At 61.0% G+C, this 14347-nt stretch carries 14 protein-coding genes and 1 other RNA gene; 7 read left to right on the top strand and 8 right to left on the bottom strand.

Annotation, left to right across the window (positions count from 1 at the left end):
• Positions 1-6: 6 nt before the first annotated feature.
• Positions 7-1344: a glutamine synthetase family protein gene (locus HMPREF2565_RS00590; RefSeq protein ID WP_046647739.1), complete on the bottom strand. Its 1338-nt coding sequence runs from the start codon at positions 1342-1344 to the stop codon at positions 7-9.
• A 199-nt stretch (positions 1345-1543) separates the two neighbouring features.
• Here HMPREF2565_RS00590 and HMPREF2565_RS13250 point away from each other — a divergent pair, with 199 nt between their 5' ends.
• Entirely contained in the window at positions 1544-2620 is a 1077-nt protein-coding gene (locus tag HMPREF2565_RS13250) for a DUF2786 domain-containing protein (protein WP_084738696.1), read from the top strand.
• 110 nt (positions 2621-2730) lie between these two features.
• Complete coding sequence (locus tag HMPREF2565_RS00580) at positions 2731-4470, top strand: CYTH and CHAD domain-containing protein (protein ID WP_070545502.1); 1740 nt, start codon at positions 2731-2733, stop codon at positions 4468-4470.
• A gap of 147 nt (positions 4471-4617) precedes the next feature.
• On the opposite strand, the gene HMPREF2565_RS00575 is transcribed toward HMPREF2565_RS00580, so the two are convergent.
• A complete protein-coding gene (locus tag HMPREF2565_RS00575) occupies positions 4618-4806 on the bottom strand; it encodes a hypothetical protein (RefSeq protein WP_046647736.1) in 189 nt (62 codons plus the stop codon).
• Between the two features lie 146 nt (positions 4807-4952).
• Here HMPREF2565_RS00575 and HMPREF2565_RS00570 point away from each other — a divergent pair, with 146 nt between their 5' ends.
• Positions 4953-6224 (top strand): galactokinase family protein, encoded by a 1272-nt coding sequence (locus HMPREF2565_RS00570; RefSeq protein WP_070753963.1) that lies wholly within the window; start codon positions 4953-4955, stop codon positions 6222-6224.
• Here the strand turns inward: HMPREF2565_RS00570 and HMPREF2565_RS00565 are convergent.
• The 5 genes from HMPREF2565_RS00565 to HMPREF2565_RS00545 form a co-directional block, all read right to left on the bottom strand.
• Complete coding sequence (locus HMPREF2565_RS00565; protein ID WP_071406717.1) at positions 6221-7624, bottom strand: RNB domain-containing ribonuclease; 1404 nt, start codon at positions 7622-7624, stop codon at positions 6221-6223. The genes HMPREF2565_RS00570 and HMPREF2565_RS00565 overlap by 4 nt on opposite strands.
• Before the next feature lie 36 nt (positions 7625-7660).
• Positions 7661-8093, bottom strand: an RNA gene (gene rnpB / locus HMPREF2565_RS00560) — RNase P RNA component class A.
• A 15-nt stretch (positions 8094-8108) separates the two neighbouring features.
• Positions 8109-9290, bottom strand: coding sequence for a bifunctional RNase H/acid phosphatase (locus HMPREF2565_RS00555; RefSeq protein WP_071406716.1), 1182 nt, complete (start codon positions 9288-9290; stop codon positions 8109-8111).
• Positions 9287-10003 (bottom strand): zinc ribbon domain-containing protein, encoded by a 717-nt coding sequence (locus HMPREF2565_RS00550; RefSeq protein ID WP_049156859.1) that lies wholly within the window; start codon positions 10001-10003, stop codon positions 9287-9289. Before HMPREF2565_RS00550 ends, HMPREF2565_RS00555 begins: the two co-directional genes overlap by 4 nt.
• Entirely contained in the window at positions 10004-10852 is an 849-nt protein-coding gene (locus tag HMPREF2565_RS00545; protein WP_049156857.1) for a Nif3-like dinuclear metal center hexameric protein, read from the bottom strand.
• Between the two features lie 103 nt (positions 10853-10955).
• Here HMPREF2565_RS00545 and HMPREF2565_RS00540 point away from each other — a divergent pair, with 103 nt between their 5' ends.
• Genes HMPREF2565_RS00540 through HMPREF2565_RS00530 form a run of 3 tightly spaced genes read left to right on the top strand, consistent with a single transcriptional unit; the run spans position 10956 to position 12794 of the window.
• Positions 10956-11447: a low molecular weight protein-tyrosine-phosphatase gene (locus tag HMPREF2565_RS00540; protein WP_071406715.1), complete on the top strand. Its 492-nt coding sequence runs from the start codon at positions 10956-10958 to the stop codon at positions 11445-11447.
• A gap of 31 nt (positions 11448-11478) precedes the next feature.
• Positions 11479-12456: an SURF1 family cytochrome oxidase biogenesis protein gene (locus tag HMPREF2565_RS00535; protein ID WP_071406714.1), complete on the top strand. Its 978-nt coding sequence runs from the start codon at positions 11479-11481 to the stop codon at positions 12454-12456.
• A gap of 23 nt (positions 12457-12479) precedes the next feature.
• A complete protein-coding gene (locus HMPREF2565_RS00530; protein ID WP_070517366.1) occupies positions 12480-12794 on the top strand; it encodes a hypothetical protein in 315 nt (104 codons plus the stop codon).
• Positions 12795-13193: 399 nt separating this feature from the next.
• Here HMPREF2565_RS00530 and HMPREF2565_RS00525 read toward each other — a convergent pair whose 3' ends face one another.
• The gene (locus HMPREF2565_RS00525) at positions 13194-13886 is read right to left on the bottom strand and encodes a DUF2599 domain-containing protein (protein WP_158013216.1); all 693 of its coding nucleotides are present in this window, start codon (positions 13884-13886) and stop codon (positions 13194-13196) included.
• Positions 13887-14073: 187 nt separating this feature from the next.
• On the opposite strand from HMPREF2565_RS00525, the gene HMPREF2565_RS14380 reads away from it, so the two are divergent.
• Positions 14074-14347: recombinase family protein (locus tag HMPREF2565_RS14380; protein ID WP_371440995.1), on the top strand; the 274-nt coding region annotated here is incomplete at its 3' end.

Raw genomic sequence — 14347 nt, 5'->3', positions numbered from 1 at the left:
CTTCTCCTAGAAGTTCAGGTTGTTGCGCAATTCGAATGCGGTGATCTGTTGCTGATACTCATGCCACTCGTCCCACTTCGCGCGCAGGAAGTATTCAAAGACGTGCTCGCCGAGGACCTCTGCCATGAATTCGGAGCGTTCAAACTCTCGGAGTGCTTGGTCCAAGCTGCTGGGCAGGTCCTTGTACCCCATCGCACGGCGCTCACGGCGGGTCAACTGATGGACATTGTCCTCGGCCGGATCACCGAGCTCATACCCTTCCCTGATACCGCGCAATCCGGCGGCCAGGAGAACCGCATATCCCAGGTAGGGGTTCATCGCTGAGTCTAGAGAGCGGATCTCCACCCGTCGCGACATTTCCTTGGACAGGCGGTAGGTCGGTACTCGGACGAGGGCCGAGCGGTTGGACACGCCCCAGGTCACCGACCCCGGGGCTTCGCTGCCAAACATCAGGCGCTTGTAAGAGTTGGTCCACTGGTTGGTGATCGCCGTCATTTCCACTGCATGCTCAAGAATGCCGGCGATGAACTGCCGTCCCGTACTGGAGAGGGAAATCTCATCGTCGGGGTCGTGGAAGGCGTTGGAATCGCCTTCAAACAGGCTGAGGTGGGTGTGCATTCCCGATCCCGAGCGGTCTTCGAAAGGCTTGGGCATGAATGTGGCATGCACGCCCTGCTGGGAAGCCACCTCCTTGATGAGGTAGCGGAACGTCATGATGTGGTCTGCCATGGACAGCACATCAGCATGACGCAAGTCGATCTCCTGCTGCCCGGGTGAGGTTTCATGGTGGCTGAATTCCGTAGCGATGCCCATGGATTCCAGTGCATACATCGACCGGCGGCGAAAACTCGGGGCGTTATCGTGGGTGGCTTGGTCGAAGTAACCGCCGTTGTCGGTGGCAATGAGGTTGTTGATATCACGCGCATCCTCAAGGAGATAAAACTCGATCTCCGGTGAGGCCTTACACGTGAACCCTTCATTGGCCGCCTCTGTGACCTGCCGGCGCAGGATGTGGCGTGGATCCACCAGGGAAGGGTGCCCATCGGGCTGGGTAATGTCGCAGAACATGCGCGCTGACAACAGCTCTGGCTCTTCCTTATCGAAGGGCATGATCTGGAACGTTGAGGGATCCGGCATGGCGATAGTATCGGCCTCTGAGATACGGGAGAATCCCTCCACCGAGGAGCCATCGAAGCCAACACCTTCCTCGAAGGCAGATTCCAATTCGGAGGGGCTCATCACCACAGATTTCAACGCCCCCAGGATGTCAGTGAACCAGAGGCGAATGAAGCGGATATCGCGTTCTTCAACTGTACGAAGGACGAATTCGTGTTGGCTGTTCATGTTTTAAACCCTACCGCCGCGCACCGAAGCCGCGGCTGGGCGTTTGCTCTTTTGCCCCCGCAGCGTCACCTATCGACCCAGTTGGCAAGAGTAACTCGGGGGCAAATTTTTTCGACCTTCCAAACCCTTGTCGCTGTCACATGCTTGAATGGCCCCATATCCAAACTGATGTACGAACAAAGATAGGAATGTGATTTCCATGAACACCAACCACGCAACACTGAGCGAGCGAGGACTCGACCTCATTATCCAGGCGGCCCAGCGAGGATGGTCTCCTAAGGATCTTCTTCACGTCGTGGGCGACTTTTGCCACCCACTCATTTATCGTGCCGCCGGCCAGGTGCCCGCACAGATTAGTTCCACTGCGTTGCGCAAAGAGTGGTTGAGCCTCACTCCGCCTGCTTCGATGACCATGTCCACCGATGAACTGACGCGACTCATCGAAGCAACCATGTTGCTTCCCTTACTTCGTGACGTTGACGTGCTCGTGCCTGAGAGAAATAGCTCCCAGTCAGCGCATGGCAGCAAGGAGGATAAAATCCGCACCAAAATCTCCCACCTTCTGCGGAAGGCCGAATCCACTCCCTACGAGGAAGAAGCCAGTGCGCTCATTGCCAAGGCACAAAGCCTGCGGCAACGACACCGGATCGATGGTGCTCTCGACGCTTCGCCCAGCTCCGTAGTTTCCACGCGCCTTCATATCAGCGCCCCCTATATCAAGCACAAGACCACACTTCTTAGCGTCATCGCGGATCGCAATGGATGCACTGTGCTGCAACTTCACCCCAAAGGGATCATCACAGTCTTCGGCGCTAAAGAGGACGTCCACCATGTCGCCGACCTCTTCGCTTCACTTCTTCGGCAGTGTGAGTGGCACATGCACCACGGAGAACACGCGAAAAGCGCACGCCAGATCGGCAATGTTGCAGCTTTCCGCCGAAGCTTCATTTTGTCTTATGCCACCCGAATCGGTCAGCTCTTAGATGAGGCAAACACCACGCTGGGGCCACAAAGTACAGACGCGACGGCTTCCACAACACGCAATCCGGGGGTTGGGCATGATGCAGTAGTCCTTGCCCAACAATCTTTATCAACGGTGGAAGATCGCCGGCGTAGCGCAGAAGCGGTAGTAGATCAGCTCTTTCCCAACGCCCGCACCATATCTTTAGCTATGGGGAGCCGAGCAGGTGTGTCCGCCGGGGCATCCGCTGCGGAAAGGTCTCATTTAAGTGGTGATTCCTCAGGGCTGGCAGGACGTGCCCAACTCACTCGTTAGGGCGAGCTCAAAGGCTGGCACAAGTGCTCTAATGACTAGGTAAACTAGTTGGAAGTGTAGAGGTTTTGTGCCTCCTCTTTAAATTTTCGCTCCCCGACGAAGGTGTGTACATGTCTCCGAAGACGTTCCTTGAAATCGAAGCCAAGTTCGCCGTGGATGAAGCCACGCCGGCGCCCGATCTCACCAACCTCGACGAGGTTGCCCGAGTAGCAGAAACCCGCCACCAATCGTTGTCGGCAATCTATTACGACACGGAGGACCTTCGCCTTACCCACGCCAAGATCACGCTGCGCCGCCGCACCGGTGGAAATGATGACGGTTGGCACATCAAGATCCCCGGTGCCGAAGGCCGCACCGAAATTCGTGCCGAACTCGGCGAACCAATTGATGGCAAGTACGAGGTTCCGGCCGAGCTTCTCCACCAGGTTCGCTCAGTGATCCGCAATCATCCGCTGGAGCCCATTGCGCAGGTCGACAACAACCGCACCGAATTGCTCCTTGTCAACGCCGATGACCAGCCGGTCGCTGAGTTCTGTGATGACCATGTCACCGCCTTCTCCTTTCTTCCGGGTGGCTCCCAGAGCACCTGGCGTGAGTGGGAAGTCGAGCTCGCTGGGGAGCTCCCTGGATCCAAGGAAGGCAGCGCTCTACTGCGGCACGCCACTTCCCTACTCATTAGCTCTGGGGCTCGGGTTTCTTCCTCGCCGTCCAAGTTGAAGTCGGCATTGGGTGAATCCGTCAACAATGTCGAGCTTCCCCCGTCACTTGCCACGTCCAACGTGGAGCCGGGCTCGCCCGCGGCAGCGGTTGTGGACGCATTGAAAGCCAACCGCGACAAGCTCGTCGAATATGATCCACGGGTTCGCCGCGATGAGTGGGATTCGGTTCACCAGATGCGCGTTGCTACCCGTGAACTGCGCAGCCACTTGCAGACCTTCCACGGCATTGTGGTGGGCCCCGAAATCGAGCGCATTGAGTCAGATCTGAAGGAACTTGCGGCCATGTTGGGCGTCGCCCGTGACGCCGAGGTCGTGGAGGAACGTTGGCAGAACCTCCTCGCGTCCGAGGATTCCGACGTCCTCGATGAAGCCACCCGCGAACACATTGCACACGACATGGGCCGCGCATACCGCCGAGCACACCGTCGAGTCATCGCGGCGCTCGATTCCGATCAATACTTGGCTCTGCTCGATGCATTGGATGCCTTCCTCTCCGACCCGCCGGTTGCTGGTGAAGACACGCCCGCTGACGCCGACAGCACCTCTGCCAGCGGCGAGGCGGAAGACTCTGCGGTCGACGATTCGGCGTCTGCTGCCCCCACTGAAGAAAAAGAGGAAGAACAAGAGTCAGCAAAGGTCTACGAGCCGAAGCACGCCAAGCCAGATGAGGACGAAGAGCCCCACGATCTTGATACGGTGATGGCCCTGCACCTCAAGCAGGCTTATGACAAGCTGGTCAAGCGCCACAAGAAGGCAGTCTCCAACTGGGATAATACCGAGCTGACGCTACATGAACGTGAAGAGTACTTCCACGATATGCGCAAGGCAGCAAAGAAACTGCGCTATGCGGCGGAGGCAGCTGGTTCCGCAACCTCGTTGAAGACGAAGAGCCTCTACAAGGCCTGCAAGCAGATGCAGTCAGGCTTGGGAGACTTCCAGGATTCGGTGACCTCTCGCGACAAGCTGCTCGAACTGGCAGAGACCGCACGACGCCGAGGCGAGGACACCTTTGGCTATGGTCTGCTCTACCAGCGTGAGCGCGCCATCGGTTTGGAAGCGCTCAACGCCTACTCGGAGAGCTTCAAGGCCATCAAGTCTGCGTTCAAGCCGCTGCGCAAGAAGCTGCGCTAATTCCTCCCCGCTGGGCGCGCTGCAACGCCCGGCAGGTGGAACAAACATTTCAACGGCCCACTCCGTCGCGTTTCTCGCGAGGGGGTGGGCCGTTGGCTTTGAGTTACCGCCGCTCAATGGGGCGTCCTGCAGGAGTCCTGCAGGACTTTAGTAATCGTCCTCAGCGGCGTCCTCGGCATCAGCCGCAGCAGTGCGGGCTTGCGCGATTTCGATGGCGCGCTCGGCTTCCTCGCGGGAATCATAGGGGCCCATGCGGTTCTCCCAACCAGACACCTTGCCCTGGGTCACCTCACCGGTGGACGGGTCGTAGAACCACTTGTTATCAGCCTCGGCCATTGTTTTCTCCATTCTTTTAGGCGCTAGATCAGTGCACCCCACACTACAGACCGCCCATCGACTACGCCCGTTAGAATAGATAGGTCACCTACCTCCTGCCCCGTTTACGGGCAGGATCTCGCCACCAGCAAAGGAGAACCTTCCCGATGCCCCTGTGGACTGCCCCTTCGACCCCGGCCGTCGACCGCGTTCGCGCCGCGCACAGCGACAACATCGGCGCAGAGCCGGCGCATGTCGCCAGCGCCCCAGCCACCTGGGCACTCATCGGCGAGCACATCGACCACTACGGCGGCATCACCATCATGGGCCTGGCTGATCTCCGCGCAGCGGTAGCTGTAAGCCCTCGCAGCGATGGCATCGTCAACGTTCGCCTCGAGCACACCAACGGCGAGACCCTTGAGGACCAGATTTCGCTAGAGAAAGTCTCCTCCCTCGCCGCGGAACAGCAGCCCGGCGTCGATTCCGAAGGCCAGCCCATCGAGCCCCCAGCGCCCGAGGGCGCCATCGCAGCGCGCCTCGGCGGCATCATCTACACCATGATCAACCGCCAGCTCCTCACCCGCGAGACCGCCGGCGCCGACATCACAGTGGTCAACGATATCCCAGATTCGGCTGGGCTCGGAGCCGCCGCAGCCATTGATATCGCGACCGCTTTGGCCTTGCTCGGCGGCGCGGACGATCTGCACGACGCTCCTCTTCGCGCCCGGATCGCAGAGGTATGCTCCCAAGCTGTCGGCACCTTCGCCCGCTTCCCTGCGCTGCGCGCCCGCCACTCCGCCGCACTGCGTGGCGCGGGTGACTCCATTACCATCATCGACTACGCCGACGGTTCCGTCACCCAGGCACCGCACGTGGTCAACAAGGACATTGCAGCTTTTGCCCTCGCCGTCCCCGGTGACTTCGATTCCGCTGAGGCTGTTGCCGAAATCCGCGCCCGCGAGCGTTTCATTGACGCCGCCTGCCGCGCCTTCGGCACTGCATCGCTGCGCCTCCTGCCGGATGCGCCCCAGCGTGTCCTCGAGTGGCTCGCCGCCGTCCACAAGGTGCACGGCCCCGAAAACCAGCCCACCATCGACCAAGCCACAGCATGGCTGACTTTCTACTCGGAAGAAACCGAGCGAGCCGAAAGAATTGCCCGCGCCTTGCGCTCACGCCGCGGCACCGAGCTCTTCCCGCTGCTGACCCAATCGCAGTCGGCCTTGGCCACGGTCTATGGCTTCAACTCTGCGGAAAAACTCGCACAACTGGCCACCGCTCGTGGCGCCGTCGCCGCGCGCTCCGCCCACGCCGGGACTTCGACCGCGGTTATTGCTTATGTCCCAAGCACCAAGGCCCCGAACTTCGCGGCCGACCTCGCCGAGGACGGCCTGCTTGTCGTCCCCCTATCGGCCGGAGCCCCCGCCATTACCGAGGATTAATCCGCCGGCCACGCAAAGAGCACATCGCGCTCGGCAACATCGGCCTTAACCAGCGAGACGGTAGTCTCGCTGCCGGTGGGCGGTTGCCCCACGGCCACTCCAATCACCGGCGGATCCAGCACGACGAGACGCGCTTTCTCGCGCTTTTCTCCGCCGTCGACAACCACGGCTTCAAAATTGGTGCCGACCCACGGTGCCAAGACCGTAGCCTCCGTAAGGTTGAGACACGCCTTATCCACTTGGGAAGCCAGCTGCGAGGTCGAACGCATCGTGGAAATGACATCCCCGGCGCGCTCGCGTACCCACTCCGGCACCTCATAGCCACCGCTCAGCGCCAAGCACACCTCCGTGGCAAAGCGGTCGATGAGGCGGCGCAGCGGGGCGGTCACGTGTGCATAGTATCCGCCGATCCCCGCATGCACATCCGCTTCACCGTCCTCCAGCCACACATAGTCTGCCCCTCGCAAAAGACGCTGGGCCTCGCGCATCACCGCCATGCCACGCGGTGAATCCGCGTCCACGGAATGGAGAAATTCCGAGATGCTGCTCTCCCCCAACTCAAAGCCCAGGGCCTCCGCTTCCGAGCGAAAAGTTGCCTCGGCCTCCGGGGTGGCCGCAGAGAGCGTGCGCAGGAACCCCACTCCGTGTTCTTCCATGAGGCGCCCGGCACACATGCCGGTAAGCAGCGAGATTTCGGAGTTATAGTCCATCACCTCATAGCGCGGCTCCATCACCAGCTCGTAGTGCCCCTTCTCCGCATCTTTCGTCTCGGATACGCGCTGCGAGGGAAGGCGCAGGTTGATCGCCTCGCGGCGCAGCGAGGAAGCCTGGCGCAGCTTGCCCACCTCCGGCAGCAGGGCGATAGAAGAATGCAAAGTGCCATTCTCCAGGTCCGCATGGGCCTGGTCGTAGTCCAGCCGGGCGCGGCTGCGCACGAGTGCGCGCTCCACCGAGAAGTCCTCCACCTCACCCGCAGTGTCGAGGTCGAAGGTCCAGAGGACGGCGGGGCGGTCGACGTCGGCAAGCAGCGAGGCCCTATCCTCTGAGAGCTCCGCCGGGTGTAACCGCGCCGGCTCATCGGGTAGGTAGATGGTCTGGCCGCGCTTCAGGGATTCGGTCTCCAGCCCGGAGCCCGGTTCGATGAAAGCGGCGACATCGGCAATGGCGTACAGCACGCGGTAGCCGCCATCGCGGGCTTCGATGAAGACTGCCTGGTCCAGATCCATGGATCCGGCCGGATCAATAGTCACCAGCGGGATGTCGCGGGCATCGCGGCGCTGCTCAGCGTAGCGGTCCTGCGCTGACGCGGCCTGCTCGGTGACTTCTCCTGGGAAGTCGGTGGGAACCGAGAATTCCTCGGCGATGGGGCGAAAGTCCAGGGGCGCGGCATACAGCTTCATGCCGCCCCATTGTTCCAAAAAATAAAAGTATGGGCACGAATGAGCCAACCTATAAGCCGGATTCTGTGCCGCGCACCAAGGCGCGGTGGTAAACATCCATCCAGGCCAACCGTTGCCAGTTGGCTCAAGCAGCTACCTTCAGGCTTCGACGAGCAGCCTACTAACGCCTGATCGGGCCCGCTTTGCAGCGGGCCGTGATGCCTTGCTCCCAGTGGGGTTTACCCAGCCACCGCCATCGCTGACGGTGCTGGTGCGCTCTTACCGCACCCTTTCACCCTTACCGCTTACCCCACGCCGCGCCGGAGCGAAGCGTAGGGCGCGGCGGTCTACTTTCTGTTGCACTTTCCCGCGGGTCACCCCGGGTTGCTGTTAGCAACCACCGTGCTCTGTGGAGTCCGGACTTTCCTCGGCCCGCGCCTAGCCCCAGGAAGAGGCCGGTTCGACGGAACGCGTTTACCCGGTCGGCTCATTCGCGCCTGTTAGTTTATCGCAGCGCGCCCAGATGCCCCACATCGTTAAATCGGTGCAGGGTGCTACCGCCATCGAAGAATTCAACCTCACTCACAGAAGCCAGCTCTAAGAAGAGGTGGTTAGGGGTCTGCGGGCCGGAATCGAGGGCCTGCCGCACGAAGGACTTGATGGGGTTGACGTGGGAGACCACGAGCACGGTGTGCCCCGCATAGCGCTGCTGCAGCTCGCGGCGCGCGGCGCTGACGCGGCGGTGCACCGCGCGCAGGGACTCCCCGCCCGGGCAGGCCACGGACGTATCCTTCAGCCAGCGCGCGTGGAGCTCGGGGTCGGCGGCGTCGGCCTCGGCAAAGGTCTTGCCTTCCCAGCGCCCGAAGTCCACTTCGATGAGGGCCTCGACGGTCTCCACCCGCAGGTCCCGGCCCTCCACCACGGCCGCGGCCGTTTGCTGGCAGCGGCGCAGTGGCGAGCACACCACGGCATCGATGTGGGTATCCATCAGCGCTTGCGCGGCGGCGAGCGCTTGCTTCTTGCCTAGCTCGGTGAGCTCGGGGTTCGCCCGCCCGGAGTACTGCTTGGCTGCAGACATCGCTGTCTGACCGTGGCGCAGCAGGATGAAGCGGGTGGCCGGGCCACACTCAGGGCGCCAGTCGGCCGCGGTCGATGACGCCGCGCTTGGCGACGCCTCCCCCGCCTCCCCGCCGGGTTCTACACCGCCCGCCGCATCGACAGCAGCGTCGGCTTCAGCGGCGTCGCCGGCACCCATATCGAGGATGCCCACGGGCTCGCCCTTCGCGGCGGCATCCATGGCCACGTTGGAGAGCTCATCGGCCACCGAGTTCTTGGCGCGCGGGACCCACTCGAGGCTGAAGCGCGGAATCTGGTTGAGAAGGCGGCGCGCCTCGATGGCGAGCTTCTGCATGTCCGGGTGCTTGATCTTCCAGCGCCCGTTCATCTGCTCCACCACGAGCTTGGAGTCCATATAGAACTCCACCTCGTCCGCGCCCAGCTCCACCGCGGCCTCGAGGCCGCGCAGCAGGCCGTGGTATTCGGCCACGTTATTAGTGGACTTCTGCCCCACGACGTAGGCGATTTCCCTGAGCAGCTGCGAGCGGTCCTCGTTGTAGACTGCCGTGCCCGAACCGGCTATCCCGGGGTTGCCGCGGGAGCCGCCGTCAGCGAAGATGACTAGCTTCATGAGGCCGGGCGTACCAGGTAGGAGCCGCAGTCGCTGCACTGCGGGACCTCGTCGGCCGCCGCGTTGCGCACCGCGTTCTGCTCGGCCGGCGGCAGCACGATGAAGCAGCCGCCGCAACCGCGCCCGGTGAAGGCCGCCGCACCCACACCGTTTTCTTCGCGCACGGTCTCGTACTCCGCCACGATGTCCGCGGGCAGCTGCTCGCGCAGCTCGCCGATGCGAACCTGCGGATCCGGTCGGTTCGCCGCGGCCTCCTGGGCGGCTTCGGCCGCGCGCTTGAGCACTTCGAGCTTGCGCTCGGAATCGGAGACCTTCGCGCCGTGGACATCCAGGTTGGCGCGCAGTGCGTGAATTTCGTTGTGGGCTTCCTGCAGCTCGCTCATGAGATCCGCGATGCGGGACTTAGCCGCATAGAGATCGTGCTCCAGATCCTTGCGAGTCTCCGGGTCGGTCGCGGCACCGAGCTGGGCCTTATCGTCGCGCTCGCGCTGGCGCAGCTTGCGCTCGTCGGCCTGGATGCGCAGGATCTCCATCTCCATATCGTCGACGGCGAGCTGGGCGGAGCCGGAGGCGTCGAGAAGCCGGGCGTGTGCGGCCTGTGCCTTCTCGTATTCCTCTTGCTCCGGGATGGTGGGGGTTCCACCGTGCGCCTGGGAGCGCTCGAGGGTCGCCAGCTCCAGCAAGATGCTCTGCAGATCCTGTGACAGTTTCATTTAGTTCTCCTTATGCGCAGAAATCGTCCATGGGTCGGTGCGGACATCGATGATCTCGGTGTTCACGCGCAATGCGTTCTCCACAATATCGCGCGCCTGGGTGGTCCAGGGAAACTCGCTGGCCCAGTGAGCGGTATCGACCACGGCTGGACCTTCAGGATGGGCCAGGTGCGCAGCGCGCAGATGTTCATCTACCGGGTGGTGGCGCAGATCGGAGGTGACGTAGACGTCCACGCCGAGCGCTGCTGCCTGGTCCAGGAAGGAGTCACCCGAGCCACTGGAGACGGCCACGCGCTTCACCACGCGCTCCGGATCACCGGCCGCGCGCACTCCCCATTCGGTTTCTGGGAGGGCATCGGCCACGCGCTGGGTGAATTCCCGCAGCGTCATGGGTTGCTCAAGCTCGCCCACGCGCCCCAGGCCCAGCGCCTCGTCGAGGTTCTCGTAGGGCTCGACAGGGACGATGGGGCGGCCGGGCGTGATGCCGACGAGTTCGGCCAGCTTGTCGTTGACACCCGGGCGCGCCTTATCCGCGTTGGTGTGCGCTGCCAGGAGGGCCACACCGTTGCGGATAAGAGTGTGAATGACCTTGCCCTTCGGGGTATCCGCCGCCACCGAGGTCACCCCGCGAAGCAGCAGCGGGTGATGCACCACGAGCATCTGCGCGCCGAGCTCCACGGCCTTATCTGCCACCTCCTGGGTGCAGTCCAACGCGAAGGCCACGGTGCGCACCTCGTCCGCGGGGTCACCGCACACCAGGCCGACTGCATCCCACGACTCAGCGAGCTGCGGCGGGTAGGCCCCGTGGATAACGCGGCGAATCTCGCCGACGGTCGTGTGTTCTGCCATCTCGTTTGCTCCTTATACGGCTTCAGGTTTCACGTCAGTCGCGTCGCTGCTATATCCTAGCTTTCGTTCGTCAGCGCACCCCTCTAGCTTAAGGAGCCTTTGCATGACGCCTCCGGAGAACGACAACCAGCTCCACATCGTCTTCGTGTGCACGGGCAATATTTGCCGCTCACCAATGGCGGAAATCATTACCCGTGATGCCATGGAGACCGACATGCTCGATCTCCTCGCCCGCGTGGACTCCTGCGGCCTCGGCGGCTGGCACGTGGGCCAGGGCGCGGATGAGCGCGCCGTGACTGAGCTGCGTCGCGGCGGCCACGATGGCGCCGGCCACCAGGCCGCCCAGCTGGGTCCGGACCACATGGACGCGGACCTCTTCGTGGCCATGGACACCGGCCACCGCGATGCCCTCATCGAGCGCGGCATCCCGGAGGACAAGGTGCGCCTCATTCGCAGCTTCGATCCGAACTCACCGGAGGATGCCAGCGTGGAGGATCCTTTCTACGGCACGGAGGAGGACTTCGCCCGCACTCGCGCCGAAATCGATGCTTCCGTTCCGGGCCTGCTCGACTGGATTAAAGAGAACCACGGCTAGATAGTTCTGCACGGCTACTAGACTGGTCATCATGCTTAAGACATTCCTCAAGCCTGGGTGGGTGCTCTTTCTCATCTTCATCGTCGCGTTTTCCTATTTGTCTTTCACGGTGCTCGCTCCGTGGCAGCTGAATAAGGACGCCCAGATTGTGGAGCGCAACCACCTCATTGAGGAGGCCTACGACGCCGAGCCCCAGCCGGTCACCGAAGTCTTTTCTGATGATGGCTCCCTGCACAAGGAGTGGGAACGCGCGGAGCTAACCGGCCACTACCTCCCGGAGGATGAGGTGCTCCTGCGCCTGCGCCCGGTGGAATCCGCCCCGGGATTCCAGTCGCTGGTCCCCTTTGAAACCGAGTCTGGTGAGACCTTCCTGGTCAACCGCGGCTGGATGCCCACGGATGAGGGCAATTCCGTCCCCCACATCGATCCGGCTCCGGAGGGCGAGGTCACCATCGTGGGCATGGCGCGCTACGACGAGCGCAAGCACACCTCCGCGCCCATTGAGGAACAGGGCTACACGCAGGTCTACTCCATCAATACGGAGCAGATTGCAGAGCTTGTCGACGTCCCCCTCGCCCACGACTACCTCCAACTCTCCCCCGAGCAGCCAGGTGAGCTGCATGCGCTGCCGGTTCCAAAGTTAGACCGCGGCAACCACTTGTCCTATGGCTACCAGTGGATTGCCTTCGGCGTGATGGCACCATTGGGCTTTGCGTATTTCGTGTGGTCCGAGATCCGGGAGCGCCGCCGCGCCCGCGATGAGGATGCTCTGATTGCTGAGGCCACTGCGGCCGCCACCGGCGCCGGTTCCCCCGATGCGGCCGCGGACGTCGATAGCTCCGAGCAAGCGGAGCCTGCGGGCGAGCGCCCCGAAGCCACGGCGTCTTCTGTCCAGCCTTCGACGCCTGCGGCCGGAACGCAGCCTTCGCGCCGCTCCCGCTCGCGCTATGGCTCCGCCAAGCCGGACTTCTATGAGAAGATCCGCGAGCGCGGTCAGGAGCGCTACTAGCCTCGCCCCCAAAGGGGACGATCATGAACGCGATTGCGTGGACGCGAGAAGCGACCGAAACCGAGATTTCCGACAGTATACTTGAAGCCGCTGGCTGCACCGCTGAGAACTGCATTCCCAACTGGGACGAAGACATGCCAGAAGCAGTGTCGCCAATCAACGGTAGTGAAGAAGAATGTCTCCGAATCGGCAAGCAGGCAAACGGACTCTACTGTGTCAGGATCTTCTCCATGAGATTCTATCCAGGGCACTGCCAAGGCATCTATGGTGACGAATATCGCAAAGAAAACGTCGCACTCAACCGGATCAATCTCCGCGAGTGGCCAGGCGAACACTAAGACAAACGGTGCCCACCTTATGTTGGTGGGCACCGTAAATTCATCGCCATAAGCTAAACGCAATCACAAACGGGACAGAACATGACCGCAGCAATCTTTCTCCAGACGCTACTAAATATGGGTCAATGCGGATACCGATGCACCTTCCTGTGCTCGAACCAGGCCCAAATCAAAGAAGCCAAGAACAACAGTGGCGTAACCCACGCCAGACGATGCCACCAATGTGCTCCAAAGTATGATTCATCAGCACTTAGTCCTGCTAGATAATTGATTACAAGCGTTGCGATGAACAGCACTACAACGACAGTAACGCTCGACCAGTAGGCTGCGCTTTTCTGTTTACGCGTCAATGCCATCCTCCTCAATACATGTTTGCTGTTTTAGCGCGGGTTTGTGTGGTTAATCGTCTCCCTCACCCGGATTACATCGTTCGGCTATTGTTCTAGGAAGTCCAACATCAGGGCGCCAATCCTCCAAGTTCCAACTAGGCTTAACTCGGGCGACTTGAGATAGCGGGTGACACACAAACTGGTTGTGGAGGCTTCCAGTATCCGCAACCCCCTTGGATTTTGCTTCATTCCAACCTGCAGTTTCAGGGATTGGTGACCGCATTGCCCTTCCCAAGACCGTAGGAAAGACCTTGTATCGCGTACCTTCGGGCTGTTTTACAATGTCCACACGGTCGATTAGGGACAGTCCAAAAGCAGCCCTGATTGGTTCATCATTACTTTCGGCGGCTGCACGCTCCGCAACTTGGTTGGAGGGAAGATCAACGACCGTCACCACAGTGTCTTCGACCTCAAATTCAAGGCCAGCTGGTGCGACTGCGTAGAGCCCCACTTCACCGCCAGGTTTTACTACTTCAAGGAAGTTGGAATCGCCCAGCAGGTTTACTTTGGTTCCGGCTGGCCCCTCAATGCGAAAGCTATCCCCCGCCTTCAGTTGCGCCTCTGTTTCGCCACCACTGGAATCGGTGTTAGCTCCAATCACTGACACATCGCTCCCCTCTACGGGAACGTATTTGTTTACCTCATCTGCGGAAGCCTGCACTGAAAATGTCGAACTCAGTGCAAACAATGCCGTGGCGCTCACGCACGTCAGCCCCTTTTTTAACATGATGACCTCTTTTCCAGATTTCCAAGATGCCCGGCTCGTCACCGGCTTACCTCAAACCTACGGCTAATGAAAAATGTAGTCAATAACTATTTGCTAACAATGATCATTCATCTGCATAAACATCATCTACATAAACACTGGTCACGCTTTTGTGACCTAATTCATTTTCGTAAGCATTAGTTCCACTTGTACATGGAGCACCGTTACGCATCCGTACATTCGTAGAGGGGAGTGGATATCGAATTGGGGCGAGTGGCAGCCTTTTGAGGTATACCCAACCGAACACTCCACGGGCATTGCCGGCCAAATCATCGGCTACGCCCGCGTCAGCACTACCGACCAAAACCCCGAACGCCAACACACCCAACTCAAAGCAGCCGGAGCAGTCCGCATCTACACCGACCATCGGCTTAAGGGACATTTCGTGTGGATAAACC

The organism is Corynebacterium sp. HMSC072A04 (assembly GCF_001809235.1).
Classification (GTDB): domain Bacteria; phylum Actinomycetota; class Actinomycetes; order Mycobacteriales; family Mycobacteriaceae; genus Corynebacterium; species Corynebacterium hiratae.
The sequence above is the reverse complement of the archived record's forward strand: the minus strand, read 5'-3'. Positions and strand labels throughout refer to the sequence as shown.

Coding starts and splice junctions, on each gene's coding strand:
- HMPREF2565_RS00545 (WP_049156857.1), bottom strand. CDS start 10,852: ATGGCAGAACACACGACCGTCGGCGAGATTCGCCGCGTTATCCACGGG.
- HMPREF2565_RS00540 (WP_071406715.1), top strand. CDS start 10,956: ATGACGCCTCCGGAGAACGACAACCAGCTCCACATCGTCTTCGTGTGC.
- HMPREF2565_RS00555 (WP_071406716.1), bottom strand. CDS start 9,290: ATGAAGCTAGTCATCTTCGCTGACGGCGGCTCCCGCGGCAACCCCGGG.
- HMPREF2565_RS00565 (WP_071406717.1), bottom strand. CDS start 7,624: ATGAAGCTGTATGCCGCGCCCCTGGACTTTCGCCCCATCGCCGAGGAA.
- HMPREF2565_RS00580 (WP_070545502.1), top strand. CDS start 2,731: ATGTCTCCGAAGACGTTCCTTGAAATCGAAGCCAAGTTCGCCGTGGAT.
- HMPREF2565_RS00590 (WP_046647739.1), bottom strand. CDS start 1,344: ATGAACAGCCAACACGAATTCGTCCTTCGTACAGTTGAAGAACGCGAT.
- HMPREF2565_RS00570 (WP_070753963.1), top strand. CDS start 4,953: ATGCCCCTGTGGACTGCCCCTTCGACCCCGGCCGTCGACCGCGTTCGC.
- HMPREF2565_RS00530 (WP_070517366.1), top strand. CDS start 12,480: ATGAACGCGATTGCGTGGACGCGAGAAGCGACCGAAACCGAGATTTCC.
- HMPREF2565_RS00550 (WP_049156859.1), bottom strand. CDS start 10,003: ATGAAACTGTCACAGGATCTGCAGAGCATCTTGCTGGAGCTGGCGACC.
- HMPREF2565_RS00535 (WP_071406714.1), top strand. CDS start 11,479: ATGCTTAAGACATTCCTCAAGCCTGGGTGGGTGCTCTTTCTCATCTTC.
- HMPREF2565_RS00575 (WP_046647736.1), bottom strand. CDS start 4,806: ATGGCCGAGGCTGATAACAAGTGGTTCTACGACCCGTCCACCGGTGAG.
- HMPREF2565_RS13250 (WP_084738696.1), top strand. CDS start 1,544: ATGAACACCAACCACGCAACACTGAGCGAGCGAGGACTCGACCTCATT.